Source organism: Paenibacillus sp. FSL P4-0176, assembly GCF_037975265.1.
In the GTDB taxonomy this organism is placed as follows: Bacteria; Bacillota; Bacilli; order Paenibacillales; family Paenibacillaceae; genus Paenibacillus; species Paenibacillus amylolyticus.
This window is the reverse complement of the sequence record NZ_CP150242.1, coordinates 6,190,139-6,206,058: the sequence shown is the minus strand read 5'-3', so window position 1 is coordinate 6,206,058 and position 15,920 is coordinate 6,190,139. Positions and strand designations below refer to the sequence as shown.

Here is a 15,920-nt window from a genome sequence, read left to right as displayed (position 1 = left end):
CATGGGAGCATTCCAAAACATGTGTGGACACATGAACGACACATGGAATAGGTATGTTATCATCAGAAATCTAAAAGGAGAGTCGGCCATGATCAGAACAGTGCTTCTGGTGGAAGATGAAAGCCGCATTCGTGAGATTGTGGCCGATTATTTCATAAAAGAACAATGGAACGTCATAGAAGCTGAACATGGAGTACAGGCACTGGAACTGTTGGCTCTGCATGAGGTAGATCTGGTTATTCTGGATGTTTTGATGCCTGAAATGGATGGATGGACGTTATGTGGGCATATTCGATCCCAATCCACCGTACCTATTATCATGCTGACTGCACGGTCCGAGGATGACGATAAAATTCATGGATTTCAGCTGGGCGTAGACGATTACGTTACCAAGCCGTTTAGTCCACGTGTGCTGGTTGCACGTGCAGAGACATTAATGAAGCGTGTTGAAGGTGCATTTGGACGAGAGCAGGGTGTGATTCGCTTCGGACAGGTAACCCTTGATCCATGGGCCAGACGTCTGGAGAAGGACGGAATTGAAGTGGAACTTGCACCAAAGGAATATGATCTGTTGCTTTATTTGGTACGTAATGCAGGCATTGTGTTGTCCCGGGATGCCATTTTGAATCGGATCTGGGGATTTGATTTTGAAGGGGACTCACGTGTTGTAGATACCCACATCAAGAAGTTGCGCAGCAAATTGGGTGATGAAGCCAAGTGTATCCGGACGGTGATTGGTACTGGATATCGTTTCGAGGCAGAAGCATGAGAAGAAATGGCGTAACGATGAAGCTTTTCCTGGTCATGGCAGGATGTCTGGTACTTCTATATGGGACGACGGTTTTTGCTCAGTTGGTCTGGTTCCCCGACTTCTATCAGCATCAAAAGGTTAGCAGTATGAAGAAAAAGCTGTCCAAGTTCGAACAGCAATATTCCAATGGACATTGGAGTGATTTACAGCTAGCCAAGGAGACCGGGAAATTCATGCGTCAGAATCAGTCACATCTGGTCATTCTGACGAATAAAGGAAGACTGGTTAATGACCCGTTCCACATTACGTTGCTTCAAGAGGATGGAAGTCACGTGAAGGTGTCCTTGTCCTTGTTTATCAATAGTGAGAATGCTGGCTGGATTACATCCCATCTGAAATATGGGCAAGAACTGACGGTGAAAGGTCCGGCCAGCGAATCCATGGTCTATCCATTCAAAATCCAGGATGCCACTTCTGCCGCATGGGGAACAGAAAGCTTTCAGGAATCAATTGAACCGGTAAAGGAATGGTCAGGCGTATTGACCGAGGTCGTTCTTCCCAATCTGGCAACGTGGAGTCAAAGGCAGGGACTGCTGGTGCAAGCACTGGATAGCCGGTTCCCATTATCCACCGAAGACCAACTTGCCTTGGCGAATGGCAAAATGCTCAATGAAGAATGGATGGATAGCTGGAGCGGTGTTCGCAATGTCATCACCATTGCTCCAGTGCATCGTTCCGGACCCGAGCAACAACTGATCTTTTCGCTCACCTCTCTACAGGAGATGAGGGAAGCGAATGAGGCAACACGTTTGTTCTATGCGTATTTTGGCATAGGGGCATTTATATTGATTCTGTTGCTGGCGTTGCTCCTGTCCCGAATTATAACGAAGCCGCTTTTGGCCTTGAACCATGTCGCCAAGAAAATGTCTACGCTGGATTTCACGGTGAAATCACCCATCCGGCGTAATGATGAGATCGGGAGTCTGTCTAACAGCCTCAATGCCTTATCGGGAACCTTGGGTCAGACACTGGAAGAGCTGAGGCAGGCCAACACGCAGATGCGTACAGATATGGAAATGAAGCAGGAGATTGAACAGCGTCAGCGCAAGTTTTTTGCCGATGCATCACATGAACTTAAGACACCAATCAGCATTATTAAGGGATATTCTGAAGGGTTGAAGGATGGCGTCAGTGAGAGCAAACGTGAGCGTTACATTGAGATCATTGCCGATGAGACGATCAAAATGGAAACGATGGTTGAAGAGATGCTGGATCTGGTGCGACTGGAATCCTCAGCGGTTCAATTGAATACGGATGCTGTTGCACTGGCTGACATGATTGAAGATATCGCCGGCCGTCTGGGTCCGCAACTGAAGGACAAAGGATTGGATGTGGTGCTTATATCCACAACAGAACAGACGGTTGAGGGTGACCGAAGCAAGCTGGAGCAAGTTATTTTCAATATCATGATGAATGCTATACGTCATGCGATACCACATACCGATATAACTATTGAGATTAGCAGGCGTGAAGGTTTTGTCCATATTTCCATTGAGAATAAGGGCGAGCAGATAGCTGAAGCTGAGCGGCAGTATATATGGGAGAGGTTCTATCGGGTAGAGCGCTCACGTAATCGTAAAATGGGGGGGACCGGGCTTGGTCTGGCCATTGCGAAGCAGATTCTTGATCTGCATGGGTGCAGTTATGGAGTGGAGAATACACCGGATGGAGTCCGTTTTTATATTATTTTTCCTAAAGCCTAGTACGAAAGGGAGTCAAATCTTATGAAATCTTTACCATCGATTTTAACCTTGGGGAATCTGAGTTCAGGCATGCTGGCAGTCATTATGGCTATTCATGGTGAATTTGCCCTGGCTGTAATGATGATATGGGTAGCGATGTTCTTTGATCTGTTTGACGGGTATGCGGCTCGTAAATTGCATTGTGAGGGTGAGTTCGGCAAGTCCCTGGACTCGCTTGCGGATGTAGTTTCATTCGGAACAGCGCCCGTGCTGATTCTGTACCTGAATTCCATGATTGAAGTGAGTGTGCTGGGGATGGCACTGACTGCATTGTTTCCGATTTGCGGTGCTTTGCGTCTGGCCCGTTATAACTGTCAGAAGACAGCAAGCAGTGGTTTTGTCGGAATGCCGATTACATTTGCGGGAGGTCTGATGTCCTTTTTCGCACTCTGGAGTCCTTATTTCACACATGGTGTAGCCTATCTTGTCATTATTGTATTATCCGGTCTCATGGTGAGCCAAATCCGATTCCCGTCTCTAAAACAAGTGTTAGCCTCACATGAGAAGGATATTGTGGAACCGAAATAAGGAGCGAGTCAGTATGGAATTTGCAAAAGAATTTATTGGTCAATATGGTTATTTCGCAATATACGGACTACTGGCTCTTGGCGTTATTGGCATGCCGATTCCGGATGAGGTGATGATGACTTTTGTCGGTTATCTCGCCTCCATCTCGGTATTGAATTACTCCGTATCCATCGCCGTCAGTTTTGGTGGCGCATTTACCGGAGGGCTGCTTAGCTACATGATTGGCAAAAAAGCGGGCAGGCCGCTGGTTGAAAAATACGGCAAGTGGGTCGGCGTTAATGCCAAACGATTCAGCAGGGTGGAGTCGTGGTTCCTCAAATATGGGTATTGGTCCATCATCCTGGGTTACTTCATTCCAGGCATTCGTCATCTGATGTGCTGTTTCTCCGGGATTAGCAAGATGGCAATTGGCAGGTACGTAGTTGTATCTGGCATTGGTGCATTCGTCTGGTGTGTTGTCTTTATCTCGATTGGTTTTTATGTTGGCGTGTTAACTTAAAATGGGACAGCCTGTTGTAACAACAGGCAAAGATCGAAGACCTCTTGAGTGTAAGGTGGTCTTTTTTTGTTTTTCTATATATGGTCGGAGACCTCATTTTAAGTGATTTAATCGACTACAAGTAATTTATCCTTGGAGCTGTAGGCTAGCCCGCAAGCTACTTCAAGTAAATTCAAGCTCAGAGCTATTCCTCCGTGTAAATCTCCATGTAACTCGTTATTGACGCAAGTATCTGACACTCCAGTAGCTAAAGTGGTTCGCAATTAGGTTTAATAGTAGTAACTCCAAACGTTTCAAAGTCATCGCCAAAATTCTAACGAACTCAGGTGAGCTTATTATCGAGATAAGAGGCATGTTGGAATTCTAACGAATCTCAGCAAACTTATTTCACGAAAAGGCCCGAAAAAGTGCCCTGATCTACTCCATATCATCACAATAAGATGTCCTGAGTTCGTTAAAAAATGGATATGTACGATATCGGCGAAATAGAGTGTCTCATGTTCGTAAGATATACGTTCGATATCGTTGAGCGCCACTAGCGACATGTAATACTTGTTGATCAATCAGGCTGTGAAGAACTCTTCGAGCATGTTGATCCGTGATTCGCAGGTGTGTTGCTAGTTCCGAGGGGGCAAATGGACGGATGATGCGTCTGGCATAACGAACAGTCTCGGCTTCTAGCCAATTTAAGGATGTCGGAACGTCCGTAGCAATGAATTTTCCCATAAAAGAGAGCACAAGTTGTTGGCACCGTTTCGGTTCGTCTTTAATGGAGAGATACGCGATCGGCAGAAAAATCCAATCATCAAGCGTTAGCAGACAATGCCGCCAGCATAAATCTTTAAAACGCCGTACATCCAGATCACGGGCATGTGGCCCGTATCCCTGAATCTCAATACCTCCCTTAACGCCGTTACCTGGCATGTATGCAAGATCCAAATACCGATAGCCGTTATGAAAGTCTCGAACTTCCCATTCGGGTTGCAAATGGTTAAAGTTTTTCATCACCGGAAACCAGACTGAACGCAAAAATTCCAACGTGCCATGTTCAAGTCCATTTTCTAGTCTGGACAGCACTCTGGGGTTCGTTTCCTTCTCCAGAAGGGAGTGCATCCAAACTTCGTAAGCCTCCTCAAAATCAATGCTCATCGTCTTCATCTCCTCTAAAAATAAAATAAACGAACGTGAACAGGCTTCAGTTCGTCATGTCAAAATACAAAAAGCCGCTCTGACCATTTCCAACCTTCGCGTTGAAGGGGAGAATGGATCAAAGCGGCGTGTGCTTCACGACCAATATGTTACATTTCTAGATCAAGTATAGCTTTAAATATGGAATGATTTCAATACCTTTTCCAATAGAGGATATCTCAAGCCAAGGTCTGAATGCCAGAACGAGACTGGACGTATTCCGAGCTAGTAGGTGCTACACTTTAAATGTGTGAGAACGGGTCCCTTAATGTGCGAGTAAGCGATATAGACGCTGTAAAAGTAGATTATTCTCGCCTTCAAGGCTGTTTACATTTAAATTAAGTTCTTCGTACCGCGGGGTATGCGTCTTCTCTTGCTCATGCTTGGAAAGAAGCGTAGAGCGGGCAATAAGAGCTAAGGAATCTGAGACGTCTTATTCAGGGCGTTGAAGCACTCGCAGAAATGTAAGGAACCTGAGAAACGTTATTTCGGAATGTACAGCCATTTTCAGCGTTTTGTTATGAAAATTTGGGAAATAAGGTGTCTGATGTTTCTTACAATTGAAAAAGAGAGCCAGAGGACCAAATAAGATGTACTGGGTTCCTTAGAAAAAATGAAGGGTTATTCTTAAGGCGCAGCCGGCCTACATTTCAGGAATTTTACGCCCGTTGATGCTTCAAGACCGTGTTAGTATGTGTGACGACTGGATGCCTTGGGTGTGCCAAATGCGAAAAGCTAAAAGTGCAGCATATCATCAAGACACAGCTTACCTGAGTCGCAAGACACTCATAGTAATTCTAGGGACACAACTGAAGTCTAGAGTTCAGAGTGCCACAATGGAATCTTTATTGTTAAGTTTTGAACTGAGACATACCTCACCCGTTCAAATGAGAGTCTTCAATTCCTTTTTCAACCCGCTGCTCCCCTTTTTTACGTGCAAAGGTGATTTTGAGGAGTGGCGGAGTAACCAGTGTAGTCACAATAACCATGATCACAACGCTGGTAAAGTACTCCGAATCAAGCAAGCCCGAAGCAAGTCCGGTCGAAGCAATAATTAGAGCAACTTCCCCTCTGGAGATCATGCCTGCACCAATAGCAATAGAAGAGGAACGGTCGAACCCGGTCAGCCGGGCACCAGCTCCACCACCGATAAGTTTGGTAACAATAGCGATAAGGCTTATAACAACAATAAACCAAATCTGTGAACCCACACCATCAAAAGTGACATTTAAGCCGATACTGACAAAGAAAACCGGGACAAATATTCCGTAAGCAATCGGCTCGATTTTAGTTTCAACCTCATGTTTGAAGTTGGTTTGGGAGATGGCGATACCAGCAGCAAATGCTCCAATGATTCCAGCAACACCCATCCACTCTGCAAAGTAGGAGAAGCCAAAACAAATAATTAGTCCCGCAGTAATGACGGTTTCGGTTACTTTCAGTGGTGCCATCCACTTCATGATGCGTGGAACAAGGAACCAGCTGGCAGCGATGATGATCACAAAGAATAACAGCTTCTTGCCGATAAGCAGAGAAATCGAAGTGTCTCCTCCACCAGTACCCAGCAAGCTCATCATAACGGCAAGAATGACAACGACCAGGACATCATCAACGACAGCTGCTCCAAGGATGGTTGTACCCTCACGAGAGCTGAGTTGATCCATATCCTTCAACGTCTGAACCGATATACTGACGGAAGTAGCACAGAATAAAAGTCCAAAGAACAGCGCGTGTGTCTGTGACATACCAAATGCTATGGCCGAACCGTACCCGCCGATAAAAGGCAAAATAATACCGCCGACCGCTACGGCAAAGGCCGCCTTCCAGTTTTTCTTTAACTGTTCCAGATCGGTTTCCAGTCCCGCAATGAACATTAACAGCAATACCCCGATCTCAGCCATATAATGTACGAAATCACTTTGCTGAACCCAACCGAGAATTGCAGGCCCGAGGATGACACCCACAATCAGTTTCCCCAGAACCGATGGTTGACCCAATCTTACGGATAGATCACCAGCAAGTTTGGTAAAGATTAAAATAAGTGCAAGAACCAAAATAAATTCCATAGGTGTTCTTCCCTCCAGTAGTAGCGTCAATAGGTTAACCAACCCAAGGGCGATCCATCCTCCGCTTCAAACAGACAAAAAGGCACAGAACGGCATTAGCAGAGTGCCGTTCTGTGCCTGAAAAAGACAAAGAGGGGCCCTTGGTGACAGGCTCCTCCAGTTTCAACGCGTATGTGATTAATTGCATTAATTATACCACAAATGTAGACTCGGGTAAATGGGAGCCGGTTTGGATTTGATTGAAAAAGGCCATAAAGGGGCATTTTATAGGGAAGTGTAGCGGCTTTTGTTCAGAGTGTTGTCACTTAACAGCCCGGAATTGGCGAGATATAATGATATAGAACATAGAAGTTAGGATATGAGGAGGATTTTGCATTGGGCAAAAATAACAAAGGGGAGCCGAACATTCCATCCCCGACGAGTAATAAAAATTTCGCAGGCATCATTATCACGATTTCCATTCTCGCTAATGTCATTATTTTATTATTGTTCTTCGCACCGTCGATTGGTTACAAAGGTGATGTAACCTTTGATATTACGGTGTTGCCGCGGTTTAATGCCGTGTTTAACAGCTTTACCTTTATCTTCCTGCTCGCAGCGCTTATTGCGATTATTAAGCGAAATGTGAAGCTGCACAAACGATTTATTCTTGCTGCATTCTCAACAACACTGTTATTCCTCGTGACCTATCTGACGTTTCATTACCTCTCACCAGAGACGTCCAAATACGGCGGCGAGGGCATCATTCGTTCCATTTATTTCTTCATTCTGATTACCCATAGTATACTGGCAGCCCTGATTGTTCCATTGGCGTTGTTCACACTTGTGTGGGGTTGGACAAATCAATTGAAGAAACACCGCAAAATTGCACGTTGGACGATGCCAATCTGGCTGTACGTCAGTTCTACAGGTGTCGTAGTATACCTGATGATGGCACCATATTATTAATGTGATGAACGTTTCACTGTGCTAATTAGTTTGACTTGTGGGTAATGTTTCCATGGAAGGAGGGTTCACGTTTATGTACAGAGTTGTTTTGATTCGCCATGGACAGAGCATGTGGAATGTAGAGAATCGTTTTACCGGATGGACTGATGTGGATCTGACGACGGATGGTTACGCAGAAGCACGTAAAGCAGGGAAGATCATGAAGGAACAGGGATTTGATTTTGATTACGCCTATGCATCCGTGCTGAAACGTTCTATCCGAACACTCGATATTGCGCTGGATGAAATGGACCTCATGTGGATTCCCATTGCGAAGACTTGGAAGCTGAATGAACGCCATTATGGTGCGCTGCAAGGACTGAATAAACAGCAGACTGCTCTGAAGTATGGGGAAGACCAAGTAAAGGAATGGAGACGATCCGTGAACGTATCTCCCCCGGCACTGGACGAAACCGATGACCGATATGTGCAGGATCTGGACAAGTACAAGCGGCTCGGATGCACCATCCCTTTTACGGAGAACCTGATGGATACCTCGAAGCGTGTTCTGGAGTACTGGAATGCGGAGATTAAACCGATGGTGTCTGCTGGCAAAAGAGTGCTGATCTCTGCGCATGGGAACACGCTTCGTTCACTCGTCATGCATCTGGACCAATTGTCCGAAGCAGACGTGATGGCGCTCAATATCCCGACAGGCATTCCGCTTGTCTACGAATTGGATGAAGATCTGCATCCCATCGGACACTTTTATCTGACCGCCGATGGTTCGACCTACAAACATGAAGAAATGACCCATGTGGCAACGCCATCTGATTAATTGGACATGGACGTATGTCTTGATTGTACGAAAGCTTGTATGATTTATCTCGTTCGGTTGATGTTTCAACAGGACGATTGAAAGATGACCGCTGAATTGAATTCGGAGGTCATCTTTTTTTCTGCGATCAAGCCTGTACTTCGTTTCGTTTTGCTCCCACAGGGTAATTGTCAAACAAGACACGATGTACATTTATCCTGAAGGAGGAGAAGCACATGTCTAAAAGAAGAGGAATACTCATGACGGCTATCGGCGCAGGTGTGACTTATCTGATGAGGAACAAACAAGCAAGAGATAAGCTGTTTAGCACTGTCTCGGGTATGATGAAAAACCCCAATTCGTCCAATGGAACAAGTAAAACCAGACCACGTGTGGAAGTGAAATAGATTGCGATAGTTCGTTTATCGATTGAATTTAAATGATGATCACGGGAAACCTGGAGATGAAGTCGTTCCAGGTTTTTTTGTGCAGTTGAAAACTACCCTTTGTTTCGGTGAGGCATGCGATTTTTGCCAGCAAGAATGATACAATGGATACTTGCAGAACGTATGGAGGGAGATGCACATATGAAGAAAAATCGTCTGGGTACATCCGAACTGATGGTGTCTGAGATTGGGCTGGGATGTATGTCACTTGGAACTGAAATGGAGCACGCTGTGGGCCTGGTTCATGAGGCTCTGGATCATGGGGTCAATCTGTTGGATACAGCCGATCTGTATGACGAAGGGCGTAATGAAGAGATTGTAGGACAAGCTATTAAAGGGCGTCGGGACCAAGTCATTGTGGCGACCAAAGTAGGTAATCGTCGTCTGCCTGGCAAAGAGGGCTGGTCATGGGACCCGTCCAAAGCCTACATTAAGCAGGCTGTACATGAAAGTCTGAAGCGTCTGCAGACCGATTACATCGATCTGTATCAGCTACATGGCGGGACCTTGGACGACCCCATCGAAGAGACGATCGAAGCGTTTGAGGAACTGAAGAAGGAAGGACTTATCCGATATTACGGAATTTCCTCCATTCGTCCCAATGTGATTCGGGAGTATGTAAAGAGGGCAGCCATCGTCAGTGTGATGAACCAGTACAGCATTGCTGACCGCAGAGCGGAAGAAGAAGTGCTGCCTTTATTGGAACAAAAGGGGATCAGCGTAATTGCCCGTGGACCAGTAGCTAGCGGTGTGCTTGCCGATTCCGGATCTGCCAAGGCAGACAAAGGTTATCTGGACTATACGCCAGAGCAACTATATACCATTCGGCAAGGGCTAAGTCGTCTTGTTACAGACCAACGCAGTATGGCTCAGACGGCTATTCGCTACGCGTTATCCCATCCTGCCGTAGCAGCTGTTGTCCCTGGTGCCAGTTCAAGAGAACAGTTGTTGCATAATATTGCTGCTTCGAATTCGCCTGAACTCACCCCTGCGGAAATTCAGGAAATACGAGAACTCAGTCCCGCTAATCTGTACAAGCAGCATCGTTAACTCCATTAAGCCTATTTTCAATTGTAACTATACGAGGTACAATGAAGATCAGCCAAAAAAGGAACATATAAGGGAGAGAAGACATATGGAAAGAATTCAAAGTGAACAGCAATATTTGGATACAATTAACTCTGATGGTTTTACCGTCATTAAATTTGATACAACCTGGTGTCCGGATTGCAAAAACCTGGATCGTTTTATCGGGGATGTTATCGACCAACATACGGACAAAACCTTCTATGCCCTGGATGCAGAAAAGTTCCAGCCGTTTGCCGAAGAGAATGGTGTACGCGGCATTCCAAGCCTGCTCGTCTTCCAGAACGGCAAGAAAATCGCACATCTGCATAGCAAATGGGCTAAAACACCTGCTCAAATCTCCGAGTATCTGGAGACGCTTGAATCCAAAGTTTAAGTGTACGAGACTCAGCAGCTTGTCTAATTAATTTAGCTAAGGAGACCTCTTCTTGTCCTGCGACAGGAAGGGGTTTTTCTGTTTCATTCCAGCCCGCATGATGTGCATTCAAATGTGCATTTGAATAACTGAAGTTGAGAAACAGCGCTTGTTTAGAATTTGTTCAGTGCTCCCATGTATACTGTGAGAACAAACTGAATATTTGGAGTGAACAAGATCCGTATGAAGAATGAAATTTTTGAAGAAATGCACCAATTAAGTCACAATGATGACCGAAGATACCGATTGTTGATGATCGGGGTGAAGCAATTGCTGCAGGAACAAAAGGAGAATAGATATAATCTGCGTGAGAGATTGAAGAGTCGAAAGAAACACCGGAACTTTCAAGTAAAAGAGTGGTACTAGCCAGACTGCTTTTCAGAAGTGAACATAAATATGGTTGTCCATGATACATAGTAAACCTAGTCGGCATCACCAATGATCCAACCCACTAAAGAAGGAAGTAATGAAGAATCAGACTTCTTCTAATTACGGATGTTCCTGTCTCTGGAGCAGTAACAGAATCGTGAAGCAACAGAAACATGAAGTAAAGGAAGTATAGCAATATAAAATATGGCGGCCTCGCTTCCCAAGGGAACGTGAGGCCGCCATTGATTTTGCCTGTCTAATTACTTGAATTGTAATGCTTACATCAAAATAATAAAGAACACGGCTGCCAAGACAAAGCGATACACAGCAAAGACGGTCAGGCTCAATTTTTTCAAAATGGACAGGAACGTCTTGATCGCAAGCATGGCGACGATGAAAGCAGCGATGAATCCAATCGCGAAGATTGGGAAATCACTGCCGTTCAGGTGATCGATACTTTTGTACAGGTCATATCCCGTAGCACCAATCATAATTGGCACAGACACGAGGAATGTGAACTCCGCAGCGGCTACACGGCTTACCCCTGCAAAGAGACCGCCTGAGATCGTTGACCCGGAACGGGAGAAGCCTGGCCACAACGCCAAGATCTGAAATATACCCACCGCGAATGCCTGTTTGTAGGAAATATCATCGACATCATGGGTAGTAATCCGCCCACTCTTCCGGCTCCAGCGTTCGGCTACGATCATCAATATACCACCTATAACGAGGCTGTACAGCACTGTTTCCGGACCAAACAAATGTGCTTTGATCCAGTCGCGGAATACAAGTCCGATGACTACGGCAGGAACCATCGCCAGGAAAATATGTCCCAGATTGAGGCGGCGGGAGTAAGGCCTGCTCCCTCCGGTGAAGCGGAACATATCAATGAATTTGTTCCAATACAGTACAACAACAGCAAGTACAGCTCCGAGTTGAACAACCACCTCAAACGTTTTGACTGACTCGTTGTCCTCCGATAAACCCAGCAAATGGGCAGTCAGAATCATGTGTCCAGTAGAGGACACGGGCAAAAACTCAGTCAAACCTTCGATGATGCCCATAATAATGGATGATATAATGTCCAATTCTCTTCCTCCTTGAAATGCAGGTGACAGCACAGGCTGTCCTGCTTGACCATGCCTGTTCATTTGAACAAGGCTATCACCTATTATGATCACAAATGCACTCAACTTCAACTTATGCTTGTAACCATTTGTTTAAAACTATATTGACAAAAACCTAGTTATCCCATAGGATATAACTTAACTGACTGACTGATCAATCGGGAGGGTTACATGAATGACCAAAATTAACGGTTTGGAACCCGGTGAAGAACGCCGGGACCAAATAATACGCATAGCGATGGAACGTTTTGCAACCCAAGGTTACCATCAGACGAAAATTTCCGATATCGTCCGCGAGGCTGGTGTGGCGCAAGGGACATTCTACTGGCACTTCAAGAGTAAAGAAGCCATTGCTTCGGAGATTGTCTTAACGGGCAAGGAGAAGTTACTTGAGTCGATTGGACAAGGGTACCGCAAGGATGCCGGATCAGTAGAGGATATGGTGAAAGCATCAGAAAGGCTGTTCACTGACTTGTTTTTGTTTGCCGCGCAGAATCGTTATTTTATGGAACTGTTGCTCAAAGGCATCGTGACGGAAGAGTCCGTACAACGCCTGGTCGAGGAGACACGTAATGCCGTGGAAACTGCGTTTCGTCACAATATGGAACGTGCCATCGAACTCGGCATGTTGCCTAAGGGCATGGATGTTCCACTTCGAGCAGCCCTATTGGTAAGCATGATTGAAGGCATGATATCACGCTGGTTGTTCGGTTCCGATGAGTTACACAGCAAATTTTCAGCCATGACAGCTTCATCGCTGGCAACTGAAGCAGCAAGCTTTGAGTTTTACGGACTGCTAGGCACATAAGATTCACATGATTAAACAAATAGCAGGGAATAATGGGTACAACTGCGGTTTAGTCACAATAAAGTAACCCAATGTACATCCAGATTAATACACGACTGAGAGGAAGTTAACGTAATGAACAACACATATGGATCGAAAACTCGTAAAGGCTGGTCTTTGACAGCAATTCTGCTGATGACCGTGCTGGTACTTAGTGCTTGTGGAAGTAAAGCAGCAGACAATGGAAGTACAAATGGTGCACAGGCAAGCAATGAACTGGAGCAAATCAAGTCTGCTGGCGTTATCAAAGTGGGCATGATGGGCACATACGCACCGTACAACTTCCTGAACGATAAGAAAGAAATGGACGGCTATGATGCCGATATCGCACGTGAAGTTGCGAAGCGTCTGGGTGTAGAGGTTGAATTTGTATCCCAAGAGTTCTCCGGTCTGACACCAAGTCTGCAAGCGAAGAAGCTTGATGCCATTATCAGCCAGATGACGATTACCGATGATCGTAAGAAAGTACTGGATTTCAGTGATCCGTATATTACGAACCAAGTTAAAATTATTGTAAAAGAAGACAATAACGATATTACCAAGCTGGAAGACTTCAAAGGTAAGACGATTGGCGTAGGTCTGGGTACAAATGATGAATCATATCTGCGTAATGAAGTGTTGCCAAAAGTGGGAGACTTCACGATTAAAACCTATGACGATGTCATCTCTTCACTCAAAGATCTGAATGCTGGGCGGATTGATGCAACAATCAACAATATGTACGCTCTGAAACCGATTGTGGATGCCAACGGATTGAAAATCAAAGCTGTAGGTGAAGCTATTAAGAGTGACCAGGCAGGTATTGCTGTTCGCAAAGACAATCCGGAACTTGTAGCAGCATTAAATGATGCTCTCAAAGGCATGAAAGATGATGGCACGTACAATACCATTTTCAAAAAATGGTTTGGTGAAGAGCCTGCGCAATAATGAACCTGCAAGGCGAAGGGAAGATTTGACCCATGGAACTGGTATTTGAGAATATCCCCTTCTTTCTGAAGGGGGCTTATTATACGCTGTATGTAACTGTGATCTCCATGTTTTTTGCGTTCATCATCGGGGTGCTTGTTGCGATTGCTCGTCTGAAGGGACCGATGTGGCTTAGGTTGATCGCAAGGTTTTATGTATCCATCATGCGGGGAACCCCGCTGCTGGTGCAATTATTCGTTATTTATTACGGATTGGTCGATTATGGAGTGACCTTGGGATCACTCACCGCAGCATGTCTGGGACTGAGTCTGAATGCAGGTGCGTTTCTATCGGAGACGTTCCGTGGAGCCATTCAGGCTGTGCCTAAAGGACAGACTGAAGCTGCATATGCAACGGGAATGACCCCGGCTCAAGCGATGAGACGGATTATCTTCCCGCAGGCTGTGCGCATTGCGATTCCGCCGATGGGGAACACGTTTATTGGCATGTTGAAGGAAACATCACTTGTGGCGGCGATTGGTGTTACCGAGTTGTTGCGTTCAGCACAACTGCTGGTATCCCAATATGCATTGAATATGCCTTTTTATCTGGCCATCGGTGTGATCTACTGGATTATGAGTATCGGCTTCTCGGCCATTCTGGAACAAGTGGAGCGCCGGTTGGCCCGGGCTTACTGATGGGAGGAGAGAACCGATGATTACAACAACTGGACTTACCAAACGTTTTCAGAAAAATGAAGTACTTACGAACATCGATCTGCATGTCGATGCCAAAGATATTGTTGTATTGCTTGGCCCAAGTGGTTCAGGCAAAAGTACCTTGCTGCGCTGTCTGAATGGGCTGGAAGAGCTGTCCGGAGGACAGATCGAAGTGAACGGCATTGTGGTCAACAGCGCAGATCCGCTGCGAGTCCAACGTGCCCGGGTACTGGAGATTCGTCGCCAGACCGGCATGGTATTCCAGCAATTTAATCTGTATCCGCACAAGACAGTGCTGGGTAATGTGATAGAAGGCCTTGTTACGGTGAAAAAAATCAAAAGGGACGAGGCGGCTGAACGCGGCCGGATTCTTCTGGATCGGGTCGGCTTGTCGGACAAGCAGGATGCGTATCCATCCCGATTGTCCGGTGGACAACAGCAGCGGGTCGCCATTGCGCGTGCACTTGCGATGGAGCCGGAAGTGATGCTGTTTGATGAGCCAACTTCAGCTCTTGATCCTGAATTGGTCGGAGAAGTGCTTTCCGTTATGAAGGAACTGGCAGAGGAAGGCATGACGATGCTGGTTGTGACACATGAATTGAAGTTTGCCCGTAATGTGGCGAACAAAATCGTCTTTATGGCGGACGGGTCAATTGTGGAAGAGGCAAGTCCACAAGCCTTTTTTGAACATCCAACGCAAGAACGCACCCGTCGTTTCTTGCAACAGATTACTGAATTCTAATTACATTACTACAATTTACTGATTGATACGATCGATTATAGCGATAAGCTGCTGAGTGAAGGGGACGGAATCGATTCTGAAGAAGCGTAGCGCTCGCCTTTGTCTCCGAATATTGTCCTTTGTGAATAAAAATCAAAAATATTTGGAGACAACAGCGATCGGAAGAACGAGCCGTACCCGGAACGGATTTCTGCAAATCGTAAACTATTGTAAGAAAGAAGGATAACATCATGAATGTAACAACCGTATGGAAAGGCAAACGCGCGTTTACTTCCGAAGGACCCTCTGGCTACGCCGTTGGCATGGATGCCACTGCTGCTTATGGTGGTGACAGCAAGGGTGCGACCCCGATGGAATTGTTGCTGGCGGGTCTCGGGGGCTGTATGGGAATCGATATTACGATGATTCTGGACGCTTTCCTGGACAAAATTGAGTCGATTGAGATTGAAGCGCAAGGCACACGCAGTGAAGAGATGCCCAAAGGCTTCACATCCATTGATCTGATCTTCAAAGTCGATGGCGATATCCCGGATTATCGCATCTGGAAAGCCATCCAGATGGCTGAGGAAAAATATTGTGCAGTTTCCGCTTCGCTGAGCGCCGATATTCATCCTAAACTGATCCTCAATGGGGTAAGTACACCTCGTCCTTAATAACATATGAGTAAATCTGATACTGAGAGGCA

At 45.8% G+C, this 15,920-nt stretch carries 18 protein-coding genes; 15 read left to right on the top strand and 3 right to left on the bottom strand.

Features of this window, described 5'->3' with window-relative positions:
- Window positions 1-88: 88 nt before the first annotated feature.
- Genes MKY95_RS28705 through MKY95_RS28690 form a run of 4 tightly spaced genes read left to right on the top strand, consistent with a single transcriptional unit; the run spans window position 89 to window position 3,580 of the window.
- Window positions 89-769, top strand: a complete 681-nt coding sequence (locus tag MKY95_RS28705; protein WP_036606855.1) for a response regulator transcription factor — start codon at window positions 89-91, stop codon at window positions 767-769.
- Window positions 766-2,514, top strand: coding sequence for a HAMP domain-containing sensor histidine kinase (locus MKY95_RS28700; protein WP_339195613.1), 1,749 nt, complete (start codon window positions 766-768; stop codon window positions 2,512-2,514). Before MKY95_RS28705 ends, MKY95_RS28700 begins: the two co-directional genes overlap by 4 nt.
- 21 nt (window positions 2,515-2,535) lie before the next feature.
- Window positions 2,536-3,081: a CDP-diacylglycerol--serine O-phosphatidyltransferase gene (pssA, locus tag MKY95_RS28695; protein ID WP_036606859.1), complete on the top strand. Its 546-nt coding sequence runs from the start codon at window positions 2,536-2,538 to the stop codon at window positions 3,079-3,081.
- A 13-nt stretch (window positions 3,082-3,094) separates the two neighbouring features.
- Window positions 3,095-3,580 carry a DedA family protein gene (locus MKY95_RS28690; RefSeq protein ID WP_036606861.1) on the top strand — a complete coding sequence of 162 codons (486 nt, stop codon included), beginning with the start codon at window positions 3,095-3,097 and terminating at the stop codon, window positions 3,578-3,580.
- A 495-nt stretch (window positions 3,581-4,075) separates the two neighbouring features.
- Here MKY95_RS28690 and MKY95_RS28685 read toward each other — a convergent pair whose 3' ends face one another.
- Window positions 4,076-4,729: a transcriptional regulator gene (locus MKY95_RS28685; RefSeq protein ID WP_339195611.1), complete on the bottom strand. Its 654-nt coding sequence runs from the start codon at window positions 4,727-4,729 to the stop codon at window positions 4,076-4,078.
- Between the two features lie 914 nt (window positions 4,730-5,643).
- Window positions 5,644-6,834 (bottom strand): cation:proton antiporter, encoded by a 1,191-nt coding sequence (locus MKY95_RS28680; protein WP_339195608.1) that lies wholly within the window; start codon window positions 6,832-6,834, stop codon window positions 5,644-5,646.
- Between the two features lie 375 nt (window positions 6,835-7,209).
- Between MKY95_RS28680 and MKY95_RS28675 the strand changes: the two genes are divergently transcribed.
- The 6 genes from MKY95_RS28675 (at window position 7,210) to MKY95_RS28650 (ending at window position 10,891) form a co-directional block, all read left to right on the top strand.
- Window positions 7,210-7,782, top strand: coding sequence for a DUF420 domain-containing protein (locus MKY95_RS28675; protein WP_017692198.1), 573 nt, complete (start codon window positions 7,210-7,212; stop codon window positions 7,780-7,782).
- A 73-nt stretch (window positions 7,783-7,855) separates the two neighbouring features.
- Window positions 7,856-8,599, top strand: a complete 744-nt coding sequence (gene gpmA / locus MKY95_RS28670) for a 2,3-diphosphoglycerate-dependent phosphoglycerate mutase (protein ID WP_339195605.1) — start codon at window positions 7,856-7,858, stop codon at window positions 8,597-8,599.
- Between the two features lie 215 nt (window positions 8,600-8,814).
- The gene (locus MKY95_RS28665) at window positions 8,815-8,985 is read left to right on the top strand and encodes a hypothetical protein (protein ID WP_338707038.1); all 171 of its coding nucleotides are present in this window, start codon (window positions 8,815-8,817) and stop codon (window positions 8,983-8,985) included.
- A 180-nt stretch (window positions 8,986-9,165) separates the two neighbouring features.
- The gene (locus tag MKY95_RS28660) at window positions 9,166-10,074 is read left to right on the top strand and encodes an aldo/keto reductase (RefSeq protein ID WP_036668075.1); all 909 of its coding nucleotides are present in this window, start codon (window positions 9,166-9,168) and stop codon (window positions 10,072-10,074) included.
- An 85-nt stretch (window positions 10,075-10,159) separates the two neighbouring features.
- On the top strand, window positions 10,160-10,486 hold the full coding sequence (locus tag MKY95_RS28655; protein ID WP_017692202.1) for a thioredoxin family protein: 327 nt from the start codon (window positions 10,160-10,162) through the stop codon (window positions 10,484-10,486).
- Between the two features lie 222 nt (window positions 10,487-10,708).
- Window positions 10,709-10,891, top strand: coding sequence for a hypothetical protein (locus MKY95_RS28650; RefSeq protein ID WP_036606873.1), 183 nt, complete (start codon window positions 10,709-10,711; stop codon window positions 10,889-10,891).
- 281 nt (window positions 10,892-11,172) lie between these two features.
- Here the strand turns inward: MKY95_RS28650 and MKY95_RS28645 are convergent, their stop codons facing one another.
- On the bottom strand, window positions 11,173-11,958 hold the full coding sequence (locus tag MKY95_RS28645; RefSeq protein ID WP_047841678.1) for an undecaprenyl-diphosphate phosphatase: 786 nt from the start codon (window positions 11,956-11,958) through the stop codon (window positions 11,173-11,175).
- Between the two features lie 238 nt (window positions 11,959-12,196).
- On the opposite strand from MKY95_RS28645, the gene MKY95_RS28640 reads away from it, so the two are divergent.
- From MKY95_RS28640 to MKY95_RS28620, 5 genes are all read left to right on the top strand, one after another.
- Window positions 12,197-12,829: a TetR/AcrR family transcriptional regulator gene (locus MKY95_RS28640; RefSeq protein WP_036606875.1), complete on the top strand. Its 633-nt coding sequence runs from the start codon at window positions 12,197-12,199 to the stop codon at window positions 12,827-12,829.
- A 114-nt stretch (window positions 12,830-12,943) separates the two neighbouring features.
- Window positions 12,944-13,795 carry a transporter substrate-binding domain-containing protein gene (locus MKY95_RS28635; protein WP_036606877.1) on the top strand — a complete coding sequence of 284 codons (852 nt, stop codon included), beginning with the start codon at window positions 12,944-12,946 and terminating at the stop codon, window positions 13,793-13,795.
- A gap of 32 nt (window positions 13,796-13,827) precedes the next feature.
- The gene (locus MKY95_RS28630) at window positions 13,828-14,472 is read left to right on the top strand and encodes an amino acid ABC transporter permease (RefSeq protein WP_017692207.1); all 645 of its coding nucleotides are present in this window, start codon (window positions 13,828-13,830) and stop codon (window positions 14,470-14,472) included.
- Window positions 14,473-14,488: 16 nt separating this feature from the next.
- Window positions 14,489-15,235 (top strand): amino acid ABC transporter ATP-binding protein, encoded by a 747-nt coding sequence (locus MKY95_RS28625; RefSeq protein WP_036606880.1) that lies wholly within the window; start codon window positions 14,489-14,491, stop codon window positions 15,233-15,235.
- A 230-nt stretch (window positions 15,236-15,465) separates the two neighbouring features.
- The gene (locus MKY95_RS28620) at window positions 15,466-15,888 is read left to right on the top strand and encodes an OsmC family protein (protein ID WP_036606882.1); all 423 of its coding nucleotides are present in this window, start codon (window positions 15,466-15,468) and stop codon (window positions 15,886-15,888) included.
- Window positions 15,889-15,920: the final 32 nt, after the last annotated feature.

Coding starts and splice junctions, on each gene's coding strand:
- MKY95_RS28660 (WP_036668075.1), top strand. CDS start 9,166: ATGAAGAAAAATCGTCTGGGTACATCCGAACTGATGGTGTCTGAGATT.
- MKY95_RS28630 (WP_017692207.1), top strand. CDS start 13,828: ATGGAACTGGTATTTGAGAATATCCCCTTCTTTCTGAAGGGGGCTTAT.
- MKY95_RS28665 (WP_338707038.1), top strand. CDS start 8,815: ATGTCTAAAAGAAGAGGAATACTCATGACGGCTATCGGCGCAGGTGTG.
- MKY95_RS28700 (WP_339195613.1), top strand. CDS start 766: ATGAGAAGAAATGGCGTAACGATGAAGCTTTTCCTGGTCATGGCAGGA.
- MKY95_RS28650 (WP_036606873.1), top strand. CDS start 10,709: ATGAAGAATGAAATTTTTGAAGAAATGCACCAATTAAGTCACAATGAT.
- MKY95_RS28685 (WP_339195611.1), bottom strand. CDS start 4,729: ATGAGCATTGATTTTGAGGAGGCTTACGAAGTTTGGATGCACTCCCTT.
- MKY95_RS28680 (WP_339195608.1), bottom strand. CDS start 6,834: ATGGAATTTATTTTGGTTCTTGCACTTATTTTAATCTTTACCAAACTT.
- MKY95_RS28655 (WP_017692202.1), top strand. CDS start 10,160: ATGGAAAGAATTCAAAGTGAACAGCAATATTTGGATACAATTAACTCT.
- pssA (WP_036606859.1), top strand. CDS start 2,536: ATGAAATCTTTACCATCGATTTTAACCTTGGGGAATCTGAGTTCAGGC.
- MKY95_RS28620 (WP_036606882.1), top strand. CDS start 15,466: ATGAATGTAACAACCGTATGGAAAGGCAAACGCGCGTTTACTTCCGAA.
- MKY95_RS28705 (WP_036606855.1), top strand. CDS start 89: ATGATCAGAACAGTGCTTCTGGTGGAAGATGAAAGCCGCATTCGTGAG.
- MKY95_RS28635 (WP_036606877.1), top strand. CDS start 12,944: ATGAACAACACATATGGATCGAAAACTCGTAAAGGCTGGTCTTTGACA.
- MKY95_RS28645 (WP_047841678.1), bottom strand. CDS start 11,958: ATGGGCATCATCGAAGGTTTGACTGAGTTTTTGCCCGTGTCCTCTACT.
- MKY95_RS28640 (WP_036606875.1), top strand. CDS start 12,197: ATGACCAAAATTAACGGTTTGGAACCCGGTGAAGAACGCCGGGACCAA.
- MKY95_RS28625 (WP_036606880.1), top strand. CDS start 14,489: ATGATTACAACAACTGGACTTACCAAACGTTTTCAGAAAAATGAAGTA.
- gpmA (WP_339195605.1), top strand. CDS start 7,856: ATGTACAGAGTTGTTTTGATTCGCCATGGACAGAGCATGTGGAATGTA.
- MKY95_RS28690 (WP_036606861.1), top strand. CDS start 3,095: ATGGAATTTGCAAAAGAATTTATTGGTCAATATGGTTATTTCGCAATA.